The sequence below is a fragment of the Mesorhizobium sp. M0028 genome (assembly GCF_040323855.1).
In the GTDB taxonomy this organism is placed as follows: domain Bacteria; phylum Pseudomonadota; class Alphaproteobacteria; order Rhizobiales; family Rhizobiaceae; genus Mesorhizobium.
Map to the genome: position 1 here is coordinate 1 of NZ_JAMYVG010000019.1, position 22,336 is coordinate 22,336.

20 protein-coding genes and 1 pseudogene are annotated in these 22,336 nt (G+C 55.2%); 7 read left to right on the forward strand and 14 right to left on the reverse strand.

Annotation, left to right across the window (positions count from 1 at the left end; all coding sequences use genetic code 11):
* Positions 1–577: 577 nt before the first annotated feature.
* The 3 genes from NKJ93_RS25845 to NKJ93_RS25855 form a co-directional block, all read right to left on the reverse strand.
* The gene (locus NKJ93_RS25845) at positions 578–1,525 is read right to left on the reverse strand and encodes a DUF2971 domain-containing protein (protein ID WP_352591873.1); all 948 of its coding nucleotides are present in this window, start codon (positions 1,523–1,525) and stop codon (positions 578–580) included.
* 567 nt (positions 1,526–2,092) lie between these two features.
* The gene (locus tag NKJ93_RS25850) at positions 2,093–2,653 is read right to left on the reverse strand and encodes a recombinase family protein (RefSeq protein WP_352591875.1); all 561 of its coding nucleotides are present in this window, start codon (positions 2,651–2,653) and stop codon (positions 2,093–2,095) included.
* A 180-nt stretch (positions 2,654–2,833) separates the two neighbouring features.
* Entirely contained in the window at positions 2,834–3,919 is a 1,086-nt protein-coding gene (locus NKJ93_RS25855) for an MrcB family domain-containing protein (protein ID WP_352591878.1), read from the reverse strand.
* Positions 3,920–4,150: 231 nt separating this feature from the next.
* On the opposite strand from NKJ93_RS25855, the gene NKJ93_RS25860 reads away from it, so the two are divergent.
* Positions 4,151–5,845 carry a DNA methyltransferase gene (locus NKJ93_RS25860; protein ID WP_352591880.1) on the forward strand — a complete coding sequence of 565 codons (1,695 nt, stop codon included), beginning with the start codon at positions 4,151–4,153 and terminating at the stop codon, positions 5,843–5,845.
* Positions 5,846–5,904: 59 nt separating this feature from the next.
* Here NKJ93_RS25860 and NKJ93_RS25865 read toward each other — a convergent pair whose 3' ends face one another.
* From NKJ93_RS25865 to NKJ93_RS25910, 10 genes and pseudogenes are all read right to left on the reverse strand, one after another.
* On the reverse strand, positions 5,905–8,358 hold the full coding sequence (locus tag NKJ93_RS25865) for an AAA family ATPase (RefSeq protein WP_352591883.1): 2,454 nt from the start codon (positions 8,356–8,358) through the stop codon (positions 5,905–5,907).
* Positions 8,355–8,567: a hypothetical protein gene (locus NKJ93_RS25870; protein WP_352591886.1), complete on the reverse strand. Its 213-nt coding sequence runs from the start codon at positions 8,565–8,567 to the stop codon at positions 8,355–8,357. Before NKJ93_RS25870 ends, NKJ93_RS25865 begins: the two co-directional genes overlap by 4 nt.
* Positions 8,568–8,869: 302 nt before the next feature.
* Positions 8,870–9,499 (reverse strand): hypothetical protein, encoded by a 630-nt coding sequence (locus NKJ93_RS25875; protein ID WP_352591889.1) that lies wholly within the window; start codon positions 9,497–9,499, stop codon positions 8,870–8,872.
* Positions 9,496–10,266 carry a hypothetical protein gene (locus NKJ93_RS25880; protein WP_352591892.1) on the reverse strand — a complete coding sequence of 257 codons (771 nt, stop codon included), beginning with the start codon at positions 10,264–10,266 and terminating at the stop codon, positions 9,496–9,498. The genes NKJ93_RS25875 and NKJ93_RS25880 overlap by 4 nt, the downstream gene beginning before the upstream one ends.
* Positions 10,267–10,380: 114 nt before the next feature.
* Positions 10,381–10,650, reverse strand: a pseudogene (locus NKJ93_RS25885) (RES family NAD+ phosphorylase); the annotation flags it as partial.
* The gene (locus tag NKJ93_RS25890) at positions 10,638–11,228 is read right to left on the reverse strand and encodes an RES family NAD+ phosphorylase (protein ID WP_352591895.1); all 591 of its coding nucleotides are present in this window, start codon (positions 11,226–11,228) and stop codon (positions 10,638–10,640) included. The pseudogene NKJ93_RS25885 and the gene NKJ93_RS25890, both read right to left, overlap by 13 nt.
* Before the next feature lie 267 nt (positions 11,229–11,495).
* Complete coding sequence (locus NKJ93_RS25895; protein WP_352591898.1) at positions 11,496–12,668, reverse strand: hypothetical protein; 1,173 nt, start codon at positions 12,666–12,668, stop codon at positions 11,496–11,498.
* Between the two features lie 58 nt (positions 12,669–12,726).
* Positions 12,727–13,206 carry a hypothetical protein gene (locus NKJ93_RS25900; RefSeq protein WP_352591900.1) on the reverse strand — a complete coding sequence of 160 codons (480 nt, stop codon included), beginning with the start codon at positions 13,204–13,206 and terminating at the stop codon, positions 12,727–12,729.
* A 62-nt stretch (positions 13,207–13,268) separates the two neighbouring features.
* Complete coding sequence (locus NKJ93_RS25905) at positions 13,269–13,793, reverse strand: hypothetical protein (protein ID WP_352591903.1); 525 nt, start codon at positions 13,791–13,793, stop codon at positions 13,269–13,271.
* 90 nt (positions 13,794–13,883) lie between these two features.
* Positions 13,884–15,548, reverse strand: a complete 1,665-nt coding sequence (locus NKJ93_RS25910; protein WP_352591906.1) for a RecQ family ATP-dependent DNA helicase — start codon at positions 15,546–15,548, stop codon at positions 13,884–13,886.
* Between the two features lie 192 nt (positions 15,549–15,740).
* On the opposite strand from NKJ93_RS25910, the gene NKJ93_RS25915 reads away from it, so the two are divergent.
* From NKJ93_RS25915 to NKJ93_RS25930, 4 genes are all read left to right on the forward strand, one after another.
* The gene (locus NKJ93_RS25915; protein WP_352591909.1) at positions 15,741–16,223 is read left to right on the forward strand and encodes a hypothetical protein; all 483 of its coding nucleotides are present in this window, start codon (positions 15,741–15,743) and stop codon (positions 16,221–16,223) included.
* Between the two features lie 80 nt (positions 16,224–16,303).
* Positions 16,304–17,017, forward strand: a complete 714-nt coding sequence (locus tag NKJ93_RS25920) for a MarR family transcriptional regulator (protein ID WP_352591911.1) — start codon at positions 16,304–16,306, stop codon at positions 17,015–17,017.
* 140 nt (positions 17,018–17,157) lie between these two features.
* Entirely contained in the window at positions 17,158–17,607 is a 450-nt protein-coding gene (locus NKJ93_RS25925) for a hypothetical protein (RefSeq protein ID WP_352591914.1), read from the forward strand.
* 252 nt (positions 17,608–17,859) lie between these two features.
* Complete coding sequence (locus NKJ93_RS25930) at positions 17,860–18,114, forward strand: HNH endonuclease (protein WP_352591917.1); 255 nt, start codon at positions 17,860–17,862, stop codon at positions 18,112–18,114.
* Positions 18,115–18,250: 136 nt separating this feature from the next.
* Here NKJ93_RS25930 and NKJ93_RS25935 read toward each other — a convergent pair whose 3' ends face one another.
* Positions 18,251–19,546 (reverse strand): tyrosine-type recombinase/integrase, encoded by a 1,296-nt coding sequence (locus NKJ93_RS25935; protein ID WP_352591920.1) that lies wholly within the window; start codon positions 19,544–19,546, stop codon positions 18,251–18,253.
* A gap of 544 nt (positions 19,547–20,090) precedes the next feature.
* Between NKJ93_RS25935 and NKJ93_RS25940 the strand changes: the two genes are divergently transcribed.
* Together NKJ93_RS25940 and NKJ93_RS25945 are read left to right on the forward strand one after the other, a co-directional pair.
* Complete coding sequence (locus NKJ93_RS25940; RefSeq protein ID WP_352481469.1) at positions 20,091–21,287, forward strand: GmrSD restriction endonuclease domain-containing protein; 1,197 nt, start codon at positions 20,091–20,093, stop codon at positions 21,285–21,287.
* Positions 21,284–22,132 (forward strand): HEPN domain-containing protein, encoded by an 849-nt coding sequence (locus tag NKJ93_RS25945; protein ID WP_352591923.1) that lies wholly within the window; start codon positions 21,284–21,286, stop codon positions 22,130–22,132. The genes NKJ93_RS25940 and NKJ93_RS25945 overlap by 4 nt, the downstream gene beginning before the upstream one ends.
* The last annotated feature ends 204 nt before the right edge of the window (positions 22,133–22,336 follow it).

Below are 22,336 nucleotides of genomic sequence, written 5' to 3' on the forward strand. Positions count from 1 at the left end.
TCGACGGCCACACACGATTGTCCCTGCTGCCGATAGCCACGACTGCACGTCCAAGAGTGGCCAGTGTAGTCGAGTGACGCATTTGCGGGGATCTCGACGGCCACACACGATTGTCCCTGCTGCCGATAGCCACGACTGCACGTCCAAGAGTGGCCAGTGTAGTCGAGTGACGCATTTGAGGGGATATTTACGGGAATGCACACGTTTTGGCTCTGTCGAAATCCTCTGTCGCATTCCCATGACGTCCCCGTATAGTTTATGTGTGCGTTCTCTGGGATATTCACCGCATAGGCCTGTCCGAGTAGCCCCAACAAAAGCAATACTGCTGTCTTCACTCTCTTGAACACGGCGTCCCCCAAACTTGTTGTCCCATCCTTCTCTTCCGAGTGCACACGTCTCGTCAAATGCAATCGGGTGTACAGGAACGATTCCGGTCGGGGTTGTGTCGTATTTTGTGAGCGGACGGATTGCCGATGCCACTAGCGGTCTCGCGAGCCCAAGGTCAGGCGCTACTTGCTTGTTTCCGTCGAAGATACGAGGTTGCACATACGCAGTTCATTTCTGCCTGATTATTAGTCTAGCCACCGGTCGAGGCCTTTGCGCGACCGGACAAGGTACGGATTTCATGCCTAAAGCCCGTTGAAGAGCGAACGGCCTCCATCATCTCGACGTTCGGGTAACGAGCAGCGAGGGCCTCCAAATCCTTCCGATCTGCGACCGGCATTGCTAAACCCAAGATCAGCCCGTCGAGCTCCAATTCGTGGAAGGGAAGGTCCTCCGGGGCCTGACTCTTATTTCGGCCTGCGCCAGCAAAGACGCGCCACTCCCTTTCATATGACCAATCAATGCCCTTGGTGAAAACCATGCGGTGTGAAGCAACGGCTGGATTGATTGACGCAAGTCCGGCAAACATATCAGCAAGAAAGGCCTCATCCATGAGTTTAGGGAGGGCTTCGACATATTCGACTGCCTTTGCCATACCAAAGGGGCTGCTAAATGCGACAATTGACCGAAATCGCAACACGGCACCCCGATTAAGCTCACCATAATGCGCCCACATCGACGTGTTGATTGGATCGGTCGTCAGACACAAAACTTTGCTGTCTGCCATTATTTGGCGGATTTCCGCGTTAACTCCAGGGAGAGCCGCCATCATCCGGTCGAAGCCTTCCTCGAACCCATCGCCAAGCTCCTTCTCAAAATCTTCGCGGCTCAGATTTGGCCGTTGGGTCCCCAAAGCCCGGACGAGTGCCCCTAGCCTATTTCCTCTCTCCACATCCCTCTCTCCTTTGAAAAGTTCCCACAGCTTGGCGAGAGAAGCGGCCCTAAGCTTTGTCCGGTTGGCGGTAATCGCCAAATCGAACTGGACATCGTATGGATCGTTCAATGTCCCAGGAGTCGACCATCTCAACGTCCCGTTAGTCAGAACAGCTTTGGCTGTACCGAGGCTCATGTATTTGAAGAAGTGGACACGTCTGTTATTCCAACTGGCAGGGACCACGGGGAGCATTGCATTGAAATCCATACGACCAATCACGACAGACGGAGGTGGTTTTAGCTTTCATATTTAAACCTAGTGAGCCGCGAGGCGGGACTGGGTTTAACTATCGAGGCCGCATATGCCGGGAATCTGCCTCAAAGGCCTCGTCTTCGCTAGGGCCGCCACTAGTCTATTCGCTTTTGTATAGCCCAATAGTCTTCGTGAACGCTGCCGATGCGGGCATCTCCACGCACAGGAGGTTTGTGCTTCAGATGATAAGGGGCCAAGCGAATTAGCGGCACTGCTCGGATAGACGCAACAGCAATACCTGTGACTTGATCACACGCACTCAACCGCCAGAGGGAAAATGACCGACAAGGAACCTAAGGAAGATGCGAGAATTGATGTCTTCGATTTGCCCGACAATCAAGCACACCAGATACTATGAAAGTCTAGGGCTGGCCGGGCGGTTGATGGTGACTTCAGGGGTAGTGTTCTGCGCGGTCTGCCTCTTTGCACTCTGGCTTGCTATCATGAGCCACTAGCATCGTCCGTACGTATAATAATGCAACATAGAAACTCGACACCGGATGCCGAGTGCAGCTGCACCGGTTAGACGGTTTCCTCCAGAGACCTGCGGAGTATCCGGTAGACCTGCATCCGAGAGCACTTCATTGCTTTCGCTATCTCGGATACCCCCATCTTAGCGCGTACTAATTCTAGTACGCGCTGGTGATCAATATGGGCCTTCCCGCCCTTATAAACACCGATGCCCTTTGCCTTCTCGATGCCCTCCTTCTGCCGCTCCTTGATGAAGCGGCGTTCCATCTGAGCGACCATTCCTAGGACGGTCAGCACGATGTGGCCCATGTCGCCACGGGTCGAGACGTGCGGGTCTAACACGGTGACGAAGGCCTTTCTCTGCTCGCATTCGTGGATCAAGTTCAGAACGTCGCGCGTGTCGCGGCCTAGCCGGTCGAGGCGCGTAACGACCAATTCGTCTCCCGGCCGGAGAAAATCGATGATGGTCGCCAGTTCAGCCCGGCCCTCGCGGCTCGCTCCAGATACCTTCTCAGAGCGGATTATGCTGCACCCTTCGCCCTTCAGCTTGGCAATTTGCGTGTCGAGATCTTGGTCGATGGTGCTGACGCGGGCGTAGCCAATCCGGCTCATTAGGTGTCACCTCAAGGTTTAGGCCCGAGGCTACACTGTCACAAATAGTCACTGTCAACCCAGATGTTACATAGGCGTTGCGGCGGCGCGTTACGTCACCTCAGGGCATACCCTGATGTAAATGCAGGCCGGCTGCGCCCGCATTGTCGACAGTCGAATACACGGGTCGGCAATCGCGCTTCAGATCTGGAGACGGTATTCGAAAGTTAGTGCGCTTAGGCGGTCAGCTTCGACAAGCCATGGCGAGAACACCACCAGCTCTCCCCCTTTCGGACTTGTCTCCCCTTCCAGCAACCTTATCCCGTGCACCACCAGTAGGGCGTTGCGCGGATGGCTGGTCCGGTGGAGTGCGAGTTCATTTCGGGTCAGGAGTACACTTGTCAACCCTCCCGTTGTCCCCTTGACCTCAATTACCCAGTCTTCGGCGCCACGCCGCGCGCGGAAGTCACAGCTGTCAGTCGCTGCCACGTTCTTGTACTCGAAGCCCTCAGCCTTGAGCCATCGCTCTGCAATAGTCATCGCGTGAAGTTCGACAAGCTTTCGCATCGCGGCACTCATGCGCCCCTGCCCCTTAGGGCGGTCCTTAACCGGCGAGGCTAACTTCTCTAGATCGTCGTACAGCCCCAGCATTTCGGCGCTAATGCTGCCCGGAGCTATACCAGCCTCCTGCGCTTCGTAGAGCTTGGCCAATGGCCCCATAAAGCGCATGGCGTCGGCGAATAGCACATCGTCGGCCGGGAGGCGTGCGTTCGGATAGAATTTAGAGGCAACCGTCGTCCGCTCGTAGCCGCGAGCAAGATCGAACGTGCCGAGGTCGATGCCAAGGCGGATATCAGGATCGGCCGCGAACTCCGATCCCAGAACGCTTGCCGCCCAGCCCATAAGTTCGGCGACTTCGGCGTCACTACGATTTACGAAGCCAGTTCCTACGATCTGGGTCGAACCATGGCTAAGACAAAGGGACACTCCCGATCCATCTGGGTGGAAAAGATAGACGACGTACCACCCGCTCGTAGCGGACGGAGAACGAGACTCCGAAAACCAACGCACCCACGGGATGCGTGACATCTGCCCCTGATTGTCTTTGCCCTCTGCTTTGGCATCCATCCCGTACTCGCCAAGCGCCGTTCTCAGCGCCGAACCATGTGACTCCAAGTCCGCCGGGAGTGTTCTCCGAATGAGGATGCCTCGCCGGTCCATGTCCGGCGTTTTGCTCGCACTGTACCTTGCTTGGAGCGCTACTACTTCTTGGAGTGTCTCTCGCATGCCGATCCCCCTAAACTTCGATGTGGGCCTTACACGTGTGCGACGTCCGGCAAGGCCCAATCGCGTTGCCTCAATTGCAAGACACTCTCCGCATTAAAGAGAATCGATATCACTGGATAACGAATTACAATTACTTTTTTGACCTGTCCCACAAGACCCCGACATAGAGTCTCTGCTCGTTAACCTTATCTTGTAGATAGTTCGCTATACGTGTTCGCTGGTGGGCGGGCGATGGGCAAGCTGTATTTTGGCGATAATCTCGGCATCCTGCGCGATCACGTCGCAGATGAAAGCGTGGATCTCGTCTACCTAGATCCGCCCTTCAATTCAAAAGCCCAATACAATATCCTTTTTAGGTCTCCGGCAGGAGCTGGCCCAGACGCTCAGCTCGAAGCCTTTCAGGACTCGTGGCGGTGGGGAGAGTCGGCAGAATCTGCATATGCGGATGTGATCACCTCCGGCGGCAGCGCCGCTCGCATTCTGAGTGCCCTTCGGTCATCAATGGGCGAAAACGACCTGATGGCCTACTTGGCCATGATGTCGGTCAGGTTGATCGAACTGCACCGTGCGTTGAAGCCGACCGGCTCAATGTACTTGCACTGTGACCCTACAGCGAGCCACTATTTGAAAACCTTGCTCGACGCGATCTTTGGATTTCACAGTTTCACCAACGAGATCATCTGGAAACGGACCAGTTCCAAGAGCGACCATTCGCAGGGAGCCAAGCGCTTTCCACGAGTCCACGATACAATCCTTTTCTTTCGCAAAACGCCCGCTTCGACGTTCCGTCCTGTGTTCACTCCACTGACCGACGACTACGCCGACGCTAAGTATCCACATGTCGATGCCGAGGGTCGTCGCTACGGATTGTGGGACATGACTGGCCCCGGAGGCGCTGCGAAGGGCAATCCGTACTACGAAGTGATGGGCGTCTCCCGGTTCTGGCGCTACTCGCGTGAGCGTATGGAACGTATGGTGGCAGACGGGCGTGTTATACAGAACCGACAGGGTAGCGTGCCGCGCGAGAAGCGGTATCTCGGCGACAGTTCGGGTGTCGCGATTGGCGATGTATGGGCCGACATCCACCCGATTAATTCGCAAGCCCGTGAGCGGCTCGGCTACCCGACGCAAAAGCCCCTCCCGCTTTTAGAACGGCTTATCTTAGCCGCGTCGAACGAAGGCGATGTCGTGCTTGACCCGTTCTGTGGATGCGGGACCACAGTCCATGCGGCCGAGAAGTTGGCCCGAAAGTGGGTCGGGATCGACATAACCCACCACGCTATCACGGTTATTGAGGAGCGGATTGCGGAAGAATTTCCGAATCTCAAGGTCACCGTAGAAGGCCGTCCTCGGGATGTGGATGGTGCCTATGATCTTGCCCGCCGCGACAAGTACCAATTCCAGTGGTGGGCGAATTGGCTTTTCGGGGTGCAGCAGTATCGAGAACGGAAGAAGGGCGCCGATAAGGGGATCGACGGGGAAATCTTCTTCCTCAACGGGCCGAGAGGAGTTGGCCGTATCATCACGTCCGTCAAAGGCGGCGAGACGGTAAGCGTCCAAGCAGTGCGAGACCTACGGGCAGTGATCGAGCGCGAGAAAGCAGAGATGGGTGTACTTGTGTCGCTTGGCCATCCTACCGGCCCGATGCGCGTCGAGGCGGCTTCGGCAGGCTTTATTCAAACGGCACATGGGTCATTCCCACGCATTCAGCTTGCGCCTGTGTCCGAATTGTTCTCGGGGATCAAACCGCGCCTGCCAATGGCGGCGCCCCTTGATCAACTTCGCCCTCCGAAATCGGTCAAAGCGAAGAAAGGATCCGAAGAACATCAACTACAGTTCGTTTATAGTTTCCACGGCGGCAAACAATTGGGTGAGACCGGAGAGGTCATTCATCTCGACCCACGGCAAAAGGTAAGTCGCATGTAGCCGCTTGGTGCCGGGTTGCCACCGACGGAAACGGCGCTTTCGAAGAAGATCAGCACCAGTCACTTCGGCTTCGCCTTCAGGTTCAGGTTTACCGCGTTGCATTGGCAGCGCAGAGACTCCGGACTGGCGCCGCGCGGCGTGACATAGAGCCACGACTGGCAGCCCTCACATCGTAGGCATTCGAGCAATTCCTTGAATGCCGTGACAACCGGCTCAAAGTCCTTTTTTCCGAAGTTGGCCCATTCGTTGTAATGGACGGCCTTATTGACGGCCCACTGTTCGACGTTACTCGCACCGCTGGACTCGGAGAGTGCTTTTTTTAGCTCTAGCGCAGTGTCTTTGGCATCGGTATTTCCCCATGATTGCGATACATCCGCAGCCTTGCCGTATAGGTCCTTGATACGCGAGACGACGCTAGGAAGCAGGTCGCCGAGCTCGTAGTTGCCATCCGCCCGAAAGACCGGGCGCGCGCCGAGCTGGTCCGCAAGCTGACGCGACGCGTATTCGAGATGGTGACGCAGCCCGTGGGCCGCCGTCTCGACCTTTCCCTTGGCGAGAGCTGCAGCGATCTCATCCCAGATATCTGCGTTTGACTCGACTAAGGGACCTGTATCCACCGTCCAGCTATGGAATGCGAGCGAGGTCTTTGCTGTGACAAGCCCCGCCGATCTCATCTGTTCTGCCCAGAGGCGGTCGTGGGTCGTGATGATGAACTGCGTGTTGGGAAAATGCGTCTTCAGAAGCTTGCAGAACTCGCGGCGGTGGCCGGAATCGACTGACATCACGACATCGTCGAGCAGCGCGATGGTGAAGTTCTTTCCGAAAAGGCGTTTCATGAGCGCGAGATAGAGGCACACACCCATGCCGTCCTGATGCCCTTCGCTATGGTACGCTCCGGGCGGAAAGAGACCGCGCTCATAGAAGTTCACATCGAAATCGAGGCGTCCCTCACTTGGTGTCAGCTTGGCCGTGAATTTGGCCTCATCGTCGCCATTGATCAGCCGATAGAAAGCGCTAAAGTCTTCCTGCACGTCGTCATAGAGCGCGTTCAGTTCGTCCTCCATGGCGCGGCAGTAGGTATCGTAGCCTGCCTTCGCAGCATCGCTCGCGAGCTTCGCCCTCTCGTTGTTCCGCAAGGCGTCTCGGTAGTCATTCAGGCGAAGCTGCGCCGTTGTGAGAAACGTCTGCGCTTCAACAGTCGCACTCTGATCGGGCTTTGCTTCGATCTTAGATTGCAGCGCGGAGAGCCCTGCAGGAAAATTTGCAGACATCCTTGGCCATCCCTCGGCCAAGCGCTCTTTCATTCCGATGAGCCCATCGAAGGTTGAAAGCTGTCCTGTCAGATCCCGTAGGTTGATGCCCCACGTCGCAATCAGGTCAACGAATGGCCCATCGTTCTCAGTTTTCGCAACGATGAGTGTCTGTCTGAGCAAACCGAGTAATCCCTCCACGTGCCCGGCAAGCGCAGCCCCGCTCTTGATCAAGGAGGACTGAAGCTTCCCCGCGTCCTCCGATTTGGCCAGCTTTGCCTGTAAATGGCTTAGCAGGTGGGCCTCATCGGACCACACGTGGTCGCATAGCGGGCACTCGGGGCCATCGATCAGGTCAAGACCCTTCTCGACGAGGGACCGCCGCTGCAGCGCCTGCAACAAGGCGGGATCATTCTCGAGCGTTGCAATGCCAAATAGAATGGTAGCCGCGTCCTCTTTTCCGGCTTTGGCGAGCGTGTCCAGCGCGTCAGACATGGCCTTGAGGTCGCGCAGCACGGACTGCTTGTTGAATTCGGGCAGCTTGTCCGCGTCCGACAATCCGGCGTCCAGCCGCGTGTCGGATGTCAGCTTTTCGAGCTTCTGAAGGCCCAATGCTTCGCGCTTTGGATTCACAGCCGCCAACAGCTCGGTAGCCCCGAATGTCACGATTTGCAGATGACGCTGCAGCGTCTCCCGGTTGGTTTTCACGAGATTTGAGGTGTTCTTGTAGCCAGTTTGGAGCTTGTTCTGCGCCGTGTTGAGTGATGACCGCGTTTGTCCGATCTCTTCCAGCTTCAGGATCGCCTGAATTTCCTCGGAGCGCTTCGTCGGCTCGACCAGAATGAAACGCAGGATGTCACGTCGGGCGAGCGTGATCTCAGGGTGATCCGCAATCTCATCAAGCGCCGCCTTCACGTCGGCATCAGCAGGCACGATCTTCGGTTTGCTGGGCGCGGAAACCTTACGCGTGATCGTCGCTGATTTGCCAAGAGAGGGAATGAAGACCTTTATTTCAACGAAAGCGGCGTCCGGGAACTTTACTTTGTCGACATGCGGCCCGTGCTCAACAACTGACAGGCCTTTGGTGCCTCTGCCGGTGAGACGACCGATCTCGCCGGTAAGCCCAAATTCAATAGCATCGATGACACCGCTTTTTCCCGTGCCGTTGGGACCGGAAATCGCGAAGGTTTCCTTCCTGAAATCAATGTCGAGCTTGCGGATTCCGCGGACTTCTTCGATGTGAGCGGTTTCGAGTTTGATCACTTCACGTCACCGCCTGCGGGCGTCGAGAAGATTTTGACGAAGTCCTCGGCCTTCAGCTTTTTGCCGTTCGCCAACAATTTGCGGATTTGCTCGATCTTGTCGCTGTCGACCTTCTGATCCTCCGCAAGTGCCGCGAGGAATTTGCTCGCAATGTTTTGGTAGAGCGTCACCATCTGGTCTTTTTCCTTAACTCCGAGGATATCAGTCAAGCATTCTCGCGACGATATTCCACGAAACCTGCTTATCGGAAATACGACCCGTCCGTATTGCATCTTGTGTAGAGAATTGCGGGCTGAAGTTGAGCGCGGTCCGTTGACCGACTACGGTCCGCCTACCAGCGGCAGGAGGATTCGATGGAAATTAGCGAAGACGAAATGCGGAAATTTGCAATTTTCCATCCTACAACAGCGCTTACTGTCTTCGGACGAATCGACATTTAGGAAAAAATGACCACTGCCAGATTCGGCGCCGGGACAATAACAGAACGCGCCAGTCCTTAAGGATGGAGAGCTTAAAACAAAGACGGGCGGCTCGCACCTTCAGGTTCTAGGGGCTGCAGTTGAGCCGGAAGCCACACTCGAAGCCGCTCCCGAAACCAGCGTGCGGCCACGATTGGTTCGATGCGGGGAGTGTCAGCCAGATCCTCAAGCGCTGAAATGATGCCCCTCATCATATCTGAATAGCCGTCGACGAACACAGTAGCGGTCGCTTGATCGGCGAGAAGGTGGACATTTGCCATGAAGAAATCGGGGATCGACCGAAAGTGGTGGATCACGTCATCATCGCCGACCAAGCAGCTAATAGGGCCTTCGAAGCCACACCATATGCCTCCATCAAGCGCCACCTTTCGCCCTAGCGCACCGCCCGTTTTGCAGGCGATTGCAATGGTCGTGCGTCCGGCCAAAAGTTGACCGTCGTCCCTCGTCACGGCGGCCATCCCGTCGTTGCCCAGAAACTCGGTCTCGCTGCCGTGGCCCACGAGCAGCATCGGCTCGTTCTCAGCTGCCTCTGCAAGTGGTATCAGCGAGGGCCGGACGGCGGCCGCACCCCAAAGCTGCAGACCATTGTTGGCGTGAAGATGTTGGCACACGGCGGTATTGCTCGCTGTCGCCTCGTCGGAATCCGTGACCACGACTATCATTTTTTACGGCGATCTTCGTGGTTTGCTTGGTTCTTGATCAGGTCTCTTGCAACTCGGAGCAACTCGGATGCGTAAGCCTGCCCCAGCTGCGTACCATCCGATATCTCGTGCATCAATTCGCCAGCAGTAAAAGAACGCCCGTCTGCCATCCTAAATATTGTCGTCGTTGACGGGTATACCTCACTGATAAGTGAAGATATAATGTTTTTGTCGATATATTTCGACCCCGTCGATATGATTTCAAACGTCGATTTCATTCCCACCATGTTTTGAACTGTATTTAGAAAATTCGACAGAGATGGGCTCCTTGCTGCCGCCCTATTGATATCTATCCGAAACGTAATATCGCCAATATTTTCGTCTCTCAGGAGGTAGTGGCGCAACATTTTCGGATAAGGTATGTTCTCGGGAGCAGGAAGCCTGCTCAGTATACCTTCCCGCCCCTCTGGGATACTGTCGGCTAGAGCCAGCTCGTCGGCGAAAAGCCACGCCTCAATGGTCGGAATGGCCGGGCAATACGACGTGTTCTCGCGTTGCCGGATGTCGGGCGGTACATCGGCGATATTGCCAGCCTCAAGGTCAAAAACAACCACTTTCGGGCCAACAGCTTCGGCAAGAATGCTACTTGTCCTCTTGGTTTGTCGCTTGGGATCGAGATTCCCGGAAACTGCCGTGACCGTTATGTCGGGTCGGGATAGATCGGCTTGGCGAAGCAGGCCTACAACCAGTTCGCAATCCATCTTTCCTTCAACGAATACACGAAGCATCTCGTCTTCCTCTAGGGCAGGTCGAAAGAGTCAAGTGGCAAAGTTAGCGAAATGAACAGGCACAGGTCTCGTTAGCTATCGGGTGCTGTCGATATTTATCGTGTAGCCGCAACGCTATTTGCTTGGGTTATCGACTTGCGAAAAGCCCGTGATGACGTTCTGTACCAACGTTTTCTTCCCGTCATCGCCTGTCTGTACGTAGTAGGGATTGGCTGCTTGGTCAAACTTGAACTCCACATCCTTAATTTCGTAAAGCTCGTTCATGATGATCGCGGCGGCGTCTAGGTCGAACAATACAAGGTTGAATCGGTCAGTGCCAAATGAGCTTCGGTAGGCTATGCCATCAAAACCTTCCCTGTGAAATGCCTCCGCTATAACCTGTGTAGGTGCATAATCGAGGAATTGTCATCGCGCATTACAGGCTGTCGAAACGCCCTTCCGATGTCTGCCCAGACCGACTCGGATTTTTTCTGAGCTGTCGGTTCTCCTTCAAGAAAAAGCAAATGTCGGTCCGTCCCCTTGGTGCAATCCACGACTTGTAAATCGCGATTGATCTTGAAAGCACCTATGGATACCAGTGATCCAATCCACGGTCGGCACTCTGCCAGAGCTGTGTGCCTATCAACCGCCATGTAAAGGCAGGGAATTCCTTTAGGGTTAGCTCGCCCCTCAGACACTCTCCCGGGGATCGGACGCATGCGGTCTGGAAGGGCTGGCCCCGGAAAAGCGTCCCCAACGTCAGGATCGTACACGTCGAGATGGGCAACTTGAGCACGGAAGAAGTGCGAATCTTTGGAGATCTTCGCCACCCGCGAATGGCTCTCTCGGACTAAAGTAGTCAGAAAATCCCGTGCGGATGCAGACCATGCGTAGCGCCATTCTTGAGCAACCTCTCGACGGAAGTCCCAATAACTGCGCCACAATGCGAACTCATCGGTGGATTTCTGATTCCGCTTTACCATGCCCTGCAAGCCTCCATCGATTATCCTTCGCAGACGAAAGGGTAGCAAAACGGAAGCTCGTTGAATGACCTAACCAGTCCCTGTTCAAAGTCATCGAGCGTCATGGTAGAATGCCGAACTCTTGCATCGCCGCTTCGAGCTCCTTGCGCTTTCAACAGGCCTTCGGAACGGATGACCGCGTTGGCCGGACTTGGTCTTGTCTCTGCTTGTAGGTAGTCAGTTAGGCGTCCTGCCTATCAATCGCAATCTATACCCGGCACCCGCAGCTTAGGGCTGTGAGATGGGCGGTTCATTGGCTTGGTATTGCTTCACGGTTGCTCCAACGTCAGCTAGTTTGGTCTCGGGCGGCACCATATCGAGAACACGCATCATCGTTTCAATCGTGTCTATGTGACCAACTTTGATAGTTGTTTCCGAGCTTGAGAACTCCCACCATTGCCCGCCTCCTGTCTTCAGTTCTGCAAATAGCTCCTCAATCGTCCCAGCAGGTTTGTAGATCGTCGTGGCGTCAGGTCCAACTGGGCCAAACAGACACCAGATGAAACTCCTTCCGTCATCGGTTTTCGCTATTGGTGTGAACACAACATTTATTGCACGCTTGCCATATTTAATGCGTCGAACGGCAAAAACCTGCTTCTCCTCGCCATTCTCGAGCAGTTTCGAGCCCTCGATGAACTCCTCCCTGACAGAGGCGGCCGCGTCGTATCCCGGCAGGCTGCTTCGCCCTCGGAGATGATAGTATCGATTTACGCAGGCATTCAGAATCATTGATGGTGTGATGCTCTGAAGGTCGCGAATTTGCAGGGTGTAGTCGGTGTAGTCGATGCCTAGAAATCTGACCGCATCAACGTTGTCGGCCATGAAGAGGTCATCTCGTGTCGGCTTGAGAAGCTTCGGCAACTCGGCGGTAGACACATACAAATGGTCGGCAATAGCGATAAATCGCGAAATTCCCAAGACAGCAGCGGTATATGCCTCGGAGACGTTGTCAGCAGTGTACGAAGACCCGTTCAGGGAGAGATAGGGAGCATGGAAACCGAGCAAGGCGTCACGTTCGATTGAGCGGTCCGGAAGCTGGTTCGGGATAGGTCCATCCTCGGCAGCAGGTGTCGGATCCGTCGCCCGCTGAGTGCCACCTAGGAACGCCAACGCACAGGCTGAGAAACAACGGTCTCCAGATTTGACCACCGTCGCCAGCCCTAACCTGCGGAAGAGCAGCGCCAAGTCGAGTCCAGACTGATAAGAACCACCCGAGCTGTCGAGTTCGACGATAATGCTTGGCCAGACCTCGCCATCATTCGCGATCCCCGCTTTCGCCAACGCCGCCTTGATACTAGTAGAGTCGGTATCATTGATTTCGCCTTCAAATCGAAAACCTACCGCCTCACTTCCTTGGTGCTCGACCTTCCCTACGAACGTCACCTCGGCAGCCTGAGCCATCCCAGCCAGACTGAGACAGATGCCGAGCGAAAGAGACGCGCGAAGCCTCCAACACATGTTACTTCGTAATTCCGGGGCAGAGGTGTTGGAATATGCCGAGCTCGACCCAGTATCCAGAGGCCGTTGTGCCGTCGAGAATCTCGCCCGTTTTGACGCGCTTTATAGCGTAATCGGCGATCATTTCGTCTGATTTCTTGGCGGGACCGAGGAACGCGAATTTTTCGTTCGATAGATCCAACCAAGTTCGTTTTTTGCAATTTCCAGTCAAGTAATTGTCAATTTTGACTAGAGCCATCATTTGCTTCACGCATGCCATCGAATAATCCGAGTTGTATAAAACGCAGAACGCTTTCGCATCTTTGGGGGTATGCTTTACGTGAATTTTGACGTTTGCCGTGCCGATACCTTCCTCCGACACCGTAGTAAGTTGCATACCGGCCCGACTTCCATAGTAGATAGGATCCTTATCATCGGCCCATCCTGTTGACGCGGGCAGCGCCATGGCTAAGAATGCAGTTACACATCCGAAAAGCTTCATAGTCGTTCCCAATTGTACCCAGTATGCACTAATCGCCCGCAGACACCGGCCAGACTGCTGGTTCAGTTCGTTCCATAATTGAAAGTGCCACAGAGGCTTGGGCTGTTGATGTCGCGTGGGGCCTCCTTCGATCCAAAGACAGCCATACCAAGCAGCGGAGAAGCACCATACGACGATTTTTCGAGAAACACGACGTAACGGGCCGGGTCAGATTTCGGATCACCGCAAAGCGTGTTGCCGTTTCTAAGAGCGCCCGGATCGCTCGAGAATTTGAAAATTTCCGCGGTCGCCTTACTATCGCTCGTTTCGTCCCCCTGTCGCCAAAATGCACCAACTGAAGTCAAACTAACCTTTTTGCCGTTTCCGAATGTGATAGCCATCTTGCTGCCCGGAGTGGCGAAATCTGGATTTCCCGAGAGCCGTATAGGGCCAGTTATCGCCTCTGCCGTACGGCTATAGGGCTCGAATTTGCGCTTATCTTGCCAGACGTGGTGTTCCATAGCTGATTGGGCCAACACCGGGCCGCAAATGAGGCAAGTCGCGATTGTATAGGCTGCCGAATATCTTCGCTGCGGCACGGTGATCACCTTCCATTTCTAGACCCACGCTGCCAGTTCGGCCCGAGCCTTTCTAGCCAAATACCGTATCGTGGCGACGACAGTTCGGAGTCGGGCTGCTCAGTTTCGGCCCCGTCGCCCAAATTCGCTTCCCACGATGTGCGCAACATAAGTCGTTGCCCCGTGCTTTTTGATCATTTGAGCGTCGCAGCTATCGCAACAGGCCGTATGGCGCGTCCTTGGTGCACGCGTCGCAAAAACCCATTCAAGGATTCGCTCGGATAGGCTCAATTTGGGTCGCCCTTCGGCGTCACCGAAATATCTGCGGATCGACTTGCGAAAGCAGGAAGTCGAGCGAAGCATTTCGGCTACCTGATCGATGTTTCGGGTCCGCTGCACCAGCATGACCGCTCTTTGGTCTTCGTCCCCCGGTGCATTCGAGACAGTTATCTCGGCCATGAATTTGAGGCGTCCCGTATCACCTCGGCCCTTACCGTCGTGGAACATGACCGAGACCGACGGCTTCCCGTCTCTTCCAGCACGGCCAAACTCCTGCAACAGGTCTTCAAAAGATGCTGATTGTTGCCAGTGCACCACCAGCCGCACGTTAGGAACGTCGAGGCCCATGCCAAAGGCGTTGGTGCAAATAATCTGATCGACCACTGGGCGGCTCTGACCCAAGAAACGCTTCACGAGTTCCTGCCGCTCCCATGCGGTACCCAGCTTGGAATGATAGAATGGGATGTGCAACCCCATCGCCGACAGAGCAGTTCGTAGCTCGTCACCCACTTTTACCGTGGGGACGAAAATCATCGCCTTCTGCCCCGTCAACTGGGGCAGCGCCAGCATGGATGCTATTTCCTGCGCCCGCTGTTCAGATCGACAACGCCGTCGCAACATCGCGATGTTCGGTCGATCCACGTCGCGGACGAACACCTTTGCATCAGGGATTCCAAGCGAGGCGAGAATCCGGTCCTGCATTTCCTTTCCAGCGGTAGCTGTGAATGCCAAGACAGGGGGAGCACCAAGCTTTTCCCGAACCTCGCGCAACCTCCCGTACTCGGGGCGAAAGTCCTCCCCCCAGCGGTCAACGCAATGGGCCTCATCGATGATCAGAAAGGACGGCTCGCTGCGCTTGAGTTGGCTGCGTTCCGCATCGCTACGAACAAAAAACCGCTCCGGCGCTACATAGAGCAGCTTTATGGCCTTGAGGCCAAGCAGAGAAAAGCGAGTCTCCTTCTCTTCGCGGCTGAGATCGCTGTTGATGAACGTTGCCGGTATTTTCTTGGCTAGAAGGTCGGACACCTGTTCGGACATCAGCGCCTTCAAGGGAGAAACAACAAGGGCAACCCCACGCCTCAGCACCACGGGAAGCTGAAAACACAGGGTTTTGCCCGACCCTGTAGGACTGACGACTAGCACGGATTTTCCCGAAAGCGCTGCCAATATGATCGGCAACTGACCGTGACGAAATCGCTGCAGCCCGAACAGGCGTAGAGCAGGCCCGAAGTTACTTGTGGCTCCGGTCACCACTCCTTCGCGGTCCAGCCATCTCGCGAGCCTTACGGCCCATCTCTCAATCGCCCGTCTTGCCAGACCACCAGCCAAGTTCGGGTGATGGCGCGCGTGACAGCCGTCGCAGAGCGTGACCAAGTTCGACATTTCGTCGGTTCCGCCCACCGAGCGAGGAAGCAAATGGTGGACGTCCGCATCCGCCGACTTGAGCCTGATGCCGCAAGACACACAGCAATAGCCGTCGCGTTGCAAAACCTGTTGCCGGATCATGGACCAACTACTGGATGACACGTTCAGATCAATTTCCCGGATTATAGTCAGCAGCTGGCAGGGCAGCCCTCGAAAGCATTTGAAGTCTACGCGGGATAGTGAGGGGTCTCTGTTAAGACCGGGTGTAGGAAACTATTGACAGGTTGGCGGCCGAAGGCATTGCCGGGTCGCTAAGGGGCTTTGGGCAGCAACATGAAACTGATTTTAGCGTTATTAGCCGCCACTTTTCTCACTGTGTCACCGGCGAAGGCAGAACCGAAATTTGGCGACTATCCAACGAAAATGTATCTCAAGGGAAAACCGACCCCGCCAAAATCTGTGGGCTCTGTTGCCCAATTCAAAACGAGAGTTCGGAACGGCATGAAGTCCGGCGCGAATTACGGCGGTCACTTCTCCCTAATCGAAATCGGCTGTGGCACATCGTGCATTTTCGCGTTTCTGATCGATGGCCGCGATGGAAGAGTGGTCGATTTCCCACTAGGCGGCGAGGACAACTACCAGCTTCAACTCCACTACGGCATCGATAGCACTCTCCTGCGAGCCGAATGGATGGACACCAGCAACGATAAATACGACACCTGCATCCGGCGCTTCTACGACGTCGGTTCAGGGAACCTAACGATGGCTTTTGAGTCGTCGTATAAGATCGAACCACACTCGTTCTGTGGCCAGTGAAATGCTGGCCAAAAACGCCGTCGGTGTTAGCTGGGTTCCCGGCTGCCGATAAACAACTGATTTGATTTTGCGGCAAACGCTTGGTCATCACGATGGACAATCGAACACGCATCGCTGACTTCATAGTCCGATTTCCCGGAAGAGACGACGATGAGATCTCGAAGGCCCTTAAGATCACGCCGCGCCAAACTGTGAATCAGGTTTGCCGAGCGCTGGCTAACGCTGGCGTGGTTGAGAGACGCCCAAATGCGGCCGGTAAACTCGCAAACTACCCTTTGGGCATAGAGATAAGCCCTCTTCGACCACCGCAAGCCAAGGAGCAACGGCACCCCAAAGGCGCTGTTGATGCCACCGCAGATTGGTTCTGGGAGGGTAACGTGACGACCACTGTTGCGAAATATCTCCGCGAGGAAGACTGGGCGATCATTTCACAGGCGGACACAAGTACAAAAGAAAGGGGCGTGGACATTCACGCCACCCGCCTCGGGGTAGAGCTGATGATTGAGGTGAAGGGATATCCTTCCCGGGGCTATCGAGATCCCAACAGAAGCGGTGAGACAAAGCCGACAAACCCCTCTGTACAGGCACAGCACTGGTACGCTCATGCGCTCCTGAAAGCCCTGCGAATGCAATCTGCGAATCCGGAAGCTCAAATTGCTGTCGCGCTGCCTGATTTCCCGCGGTACCGGTCTCTGTTCGAGGAAACCGCTTCTGCGCTTAATCGGCTTGGAATCATCACCCTTTTCCTTGCCGAGACTGGCCAAGTGGAAGCCATCGGACTCTGGGCTTTTTAATCTCGGGGCTACTGCAACGCTCTCCTGAAGCCACGCGCGCCTCGTACCGCTGGAGCTTTTCCGTTGACGGCGAGTTAAGGCGAATGCCAGAACGGTTGAAGTACTTCCTTTAGTATTGCTTTATTGCATTCGGGGTGGGGATGCTAAAACAAGTTTGTTTCTTGGTTCTTGGCTTTTTGGTTGCTGGATGCGGAAAATCCGACGACCGTATGAGTGCCGCGTGCGTGAAAATTTTGGAGGCGCCATACCGCAGTGATGGCTTTTTCCGGGGTAAGACAACTGAGTCTCAGCGGGAGGTTACAGTTGAGGAGTATCGAGCCTTTTTGAACCAGCTCTCCAAGGGTAGCAATGTCGATTATGACGCTGCAAAGATGCTGGAAAAGACGATGAATGAATCCATCGTGGCTATGCAGCGCGAAAACCGCAAGCCGATAGAGTTCAAGAAGAGAATTGAATATGACGTGTTCGTGGGCAAGCAGGACTATCCTGAAGTGGGCGAATGCCTTTTTATGGACGGTAGCAGTGACCCTTCGCCCGACAACGCTAGCGCAGTCCTGATTCGAGCGGCAGCTGGCCCTCGATACGACTGATAAATCAGAATCTCGCCATAGCAAGAAGATACGGGCGGGTATGCGCTACTGGATACGTCCACACTAGAACCTTGAGGTCGCTCTAATTCCGCATTGGGGCGACCGGCGCCCGACGTGGCCACCCGACTCGCGAGGAATAACTTGGCGTCCAAAGACAGTGACGCCTGCCCAAAATGCGGTTCCTTTGAACGGCGACCTCGTGGAAACTGTGCCCATTGCCATCGCGAGGCAGCCGCTCGATATCGCGCTAGAGTGAAGAGCGCACAGGGTAGTCACACAGAAGAGGAGTGGCTTGCCAAGGCAGCAACCTATGTTGCTTGCCCGAAATGCAGTCGCCGGTGGGAAAAGGTTGAACGTCCGAACGGCCAGCGCCTACCATTCACAAAGGGCCACATCGAGCCGCTGGCGTGGGGTGGGACGAATAGCATCGAGAACCTTCAGCCCGAGTGTGCGCGGTGCAACTATGCAGACCACGGCGCCCATTTTACTCGACAGGCGCGTGAATAGGCGCGTGCGGGTCGCCATTACGAGGACCGCCAGCCGTGATTGGGTGCGACGTTCGGATCTGACACAAAGGTCCGCCCGAACTCGGCGAGCGGTTTTTCAAGCCGCGCAGAGCCCATCGGAGCAGACGGATCGACATTCAAGAAGAGGTGGCCATCAGCGTCGGACTGGGCCGCGCAACTGGTATTGACTCGGCCGTCACTTGAGCGGCCGGATTCAGTGCTTCTGCCAGCAGGACACCGATATCTTCGGCTGCCATACTAACTGGGTCCGCCGCCAGATGAGCGTATCGCAACGTCGTGGCGTGGTCGTTGTGCCCAAGCAGCGCTCCTACAATTATAAGAGGTGTGCCCGCTGTCACCCCGACGCTTGCGAAGGAATGCCTCAGGTCATGCAGCCGTACTTCCGAAAGGCCAATGCGTTTTCGCAACGCTGACCATATCCGTGGAGTGCCTACATAATGGCCTTCGCCCTTGGCAGCCGGAAATACAAATCCTTTGCCCACCGAAGCTTCTCTCAGCGTTGCCAGAATCGCTAATGCAGCCCCGTTCAACGGGATGGTCTTCTGGCCGGTTTTGGAATCCTCCAGCCGCAACCTGCTGCCTGTCAGATCCACCTCTGGCCACCGCAAGCGCTCTATCTCGCCACGCCGCGCGCCGGTGAACACGAGGAGTCTTATGATGGCGATAGCCTTTGGATTAACACCATGCAGCTCGGCGCGTCGGAGTTCGGTGCCAAGAGTGCCAAGCTCGGCAGCTGTCAGGTACCGCTCGTTCTTTTTATCTGGATAGCGCTTGACGCCCGTCACCGGATTTGTGGCCAAAAGCCCAAGTTCCACGGCGTGAGTAAGAATGCCGCCGAGCAGGCCGACCGTTCGCGTCGCGGTCCCTTTCCCGCCGCGAACGATAGCGCGACCACGTTTCTTCGTCTTGACGTCGGCAGCTGTGGCTCCTTCCGCTACATTTTTGATGAACTTCTTGATGTCTGCCTGAGTGACATCAGTGAGTTTGAGCTTCCCGATGAGCGGCTTGATGTGGCGTTCAATGCGCCCCTTGTCGGTCGAGAGAGTGCTCGCCTTCTTGGTGCCAGTCCCATCCTTAAGGTACTTGTCGCAAAGCTCGGAGACGCTGAGCATCTGACGATCCAACCGCTTAGCTTTCGCAGGATCAGACCCTTGCGTGACGCGAGCAAGAATCGTTTTTGCCTCGTTGCGTGCCATATCCGGTGTCCAAGGGGAGCCGTGCTTGCCAATTGTCACACGCTTAGTGACGCCAGATCGGCCGCCGCCGGTACGGTACTGAACAAGGTACACCCGGGACCCTGCCGGGGTGACTTTCAGCCCAAACCCTTTCAAGGCGGCGTCCCAAAGTATTTGGTCGCACTCGGTAGGCGCAATGGCCTCCACGGTGGTTTTGGTAATTTTGATGTTAGCCATTTGCCCGCCTGCCAACCCCGCTCAGCAATCACCTAGTAAGCACGGTGACGGGATTTGGCAAGGCCTCGCGCGCGCGTGAGGGATATTGGCAAACTGAATTATATAGTCTAATCAGTCAGTTGAGTGATATGCCGGGAATGTCCGGGAAGCGGCGGGCAATAGTAAGTGGAGCCCTCCGAAGGCAGAGGTCACAGGTTCGAATCCTGTCGGGTGCGCCAATTAACTCGTTGATTTCATTAACGACGTCGCCTCCGAGAACCCCCGCCTCCACTGCAATTTTCGAATGCTTATTCCTTCGATCCGCATATCCTTAATGCGACTTTCCACGTGCGATGTGAGCAACTTTGGCCGGCCGTCCATCTTCCCCCGGCTTTAGCTTCGGCAATCCCCTCCACCTGACGTTCTTTGCGTATCTCGGTCTCAAACCATGCGATGAGGGTTGGGCGATTTGTGAAACTCTCTCGAAGGAACAGAGATAGATGGGATTGGACGATGGTTCCTCTTCCGCGTAAATCAAACCTACGAACCAGGACGAGGGATGAGGATGCCAAACATCACCGATGAAACTCTGCTGGAACTCAGCGACGACGAGATCGAAGAGTTTCTTACAAGCAATCCCACGACAGACGCTGAGATCGAGGAAGCGTACAGCAAGATATCGTTTCGTGTCGTTTATCAGACACATAACTATCTTTTACCGCAGATTCGCGATCTGATAGACAATAGGGAAATCTTCAATCTGCGGCCTGAATATCAGAGACGGTCTCGTTGGGACGACAAGAAGAAATCTCTGCTAATCGAGTCCCTCCTCCTGAACATCCCTGTGCCTCCGATATTTTTGTACGAAAATGAATTGGCTCGATACGAAGTTATGGACGGCCAGCAGCGCCTCAATGCTATCCATTCATTTCTCGAAAATGACTTTGCTTTGAGCGGCCTTGAAAAGCTCACTTTCCTACATAAGCGGACATATCGGCGTCTACCGCCAAGGCTAAAGCGGGCACTGGACCGTTCCTCCCTTAGCGCCGTAGTGCTGCTGCATGAGACGCAAAGTGACGCTACCGATCCATACCTTGTCAGGCGATATGTGTTTGAACGGCTCAACACTGGCGGGCAACCGCTTAACCGTCAGGAGATGCGCAATAGTATCTATCGAGGGCCGTTCAATGACTTAATCGTTGAGTTATCCCGAAACGCTGATTTCTGTGCTTGTTTTGGCATCCCGCTGTATACGGAAACCGACCAAAGCGAATACTATGAGAATCCGGACCGACAGAAGAACCGGCTTTATAGCACCATGGGCGATTGCCAGATTGTCCTCCGTTTCTTCGCCTTGGACAATGATGCCAACATCGCGGGCTCGATGGATAGCATCCTGAACAAAACTATGACTCGGCGACAGAAGCTCTCAGAGGGCGAAATAGCGTTGAGCCGAAAACTGTTCGAAAAGACAATTTCGAAGGCGAGGCTGATATTTGGGGATGACCCCTTTCTCCTCGAAGGTAGTCACGGCAAAGGGCCGCGAGTGTCGGTTGCTCTCTACGATGCCATTATGGGGGCACTTGGCAGGCGCGAAGCATCTATAGAGAAATTGGAGCCGCACGCCGCGGCCATAAGGGCGGCCTTGCAGGACCTTAAGCGAGATCGGCGGGACCTTCTTACCGGGCAAGCAAACACTGCTGCGGCCATCAAAGAGCGCATCGCGGTGGTGGGCGCCATACTGGACAAGTTCCTGCGATGAGAGACGCGCTGGCGCGTTTGCAGCTTGTCGAGAAGGAAATCAGCGACGCCCTAACACAGGCGGATAGCCTTGTTGCTTTCGTTCAAGGCACCAGCGCTCCTGCCGAATTGCGAGTGTTGGTTTGCAACAACGTGGTGGTATCTCTCGCATCGATCGTTGAGGAGGGCATTCGGGCGCTTGCGCTAGAATACCTTAAGCTTATTCAAGAGTATTCTGTAGGATATAGCAATTTGCGGCCTGCACTCGCTGGCGCCAATCTTAGTGGCGCTATCGAGTTGCTCCGAAAATCGCAAAAGGACGCCAAGCTGGACTCTAAGGTGATTGTCGCGCAACTCTCAAAATGCCTTTCAGATGAGCCCGGCTTTGAGTTTTTCTCCGAGGAAATCACCTACAACCGGGCTAACATGAGGTCCAAGCAAATCTCCGAGATCACCGAAAAGCTAGGCATGCGAGAGTTCTGGAAGGGCGTTCAAGCTCAACCGTCAGCAACAGCGCTTTATCCCGATCTTGAGCCTGACCAGCGGCTTCAAGAGATCGTTTCGAAATGGAACGGCCTCTTCGATGAGCGAGATGTCGTTGTGCATAGGTTCAGCCAAGCTTCTGGCTGGGGACCCCCATTGATTTCCGGCTACGTCAGCTTTCTCACCACCATCGTATCTTGCATCACGAAGTGCCTATACGACGACGCTCTGCAAGCGACGAACTACCGCCTAGGCGGAAGACCAGAGTTGTTGGCGCTAGCGGGTACTCTGCAAGGCCCCGTCCGCGACATTATCGGAATCATGAGAGGAGCGCCCAGTGCGATCATCGCCGCGCTGAGAGACCGGGCGGACGGGGCGACCTGAAGCCTGTCCGCACTGCTTCACAGTAAAACTCGCTCCCGTCTCTACGCCCCTCCCGTCGATCAACAGTACAAGTCAAGGCGAGCACCCCTGCTGCCTTTAAGAACAGAGTCTCAACCCGCGCGGATTTCCCCGCTGGATTCGCGCTACGTCGAGGGAGGGTGGCCTTTGAAGTTTGAACGGTCCCATCGGCACCCGAGGGGGAAG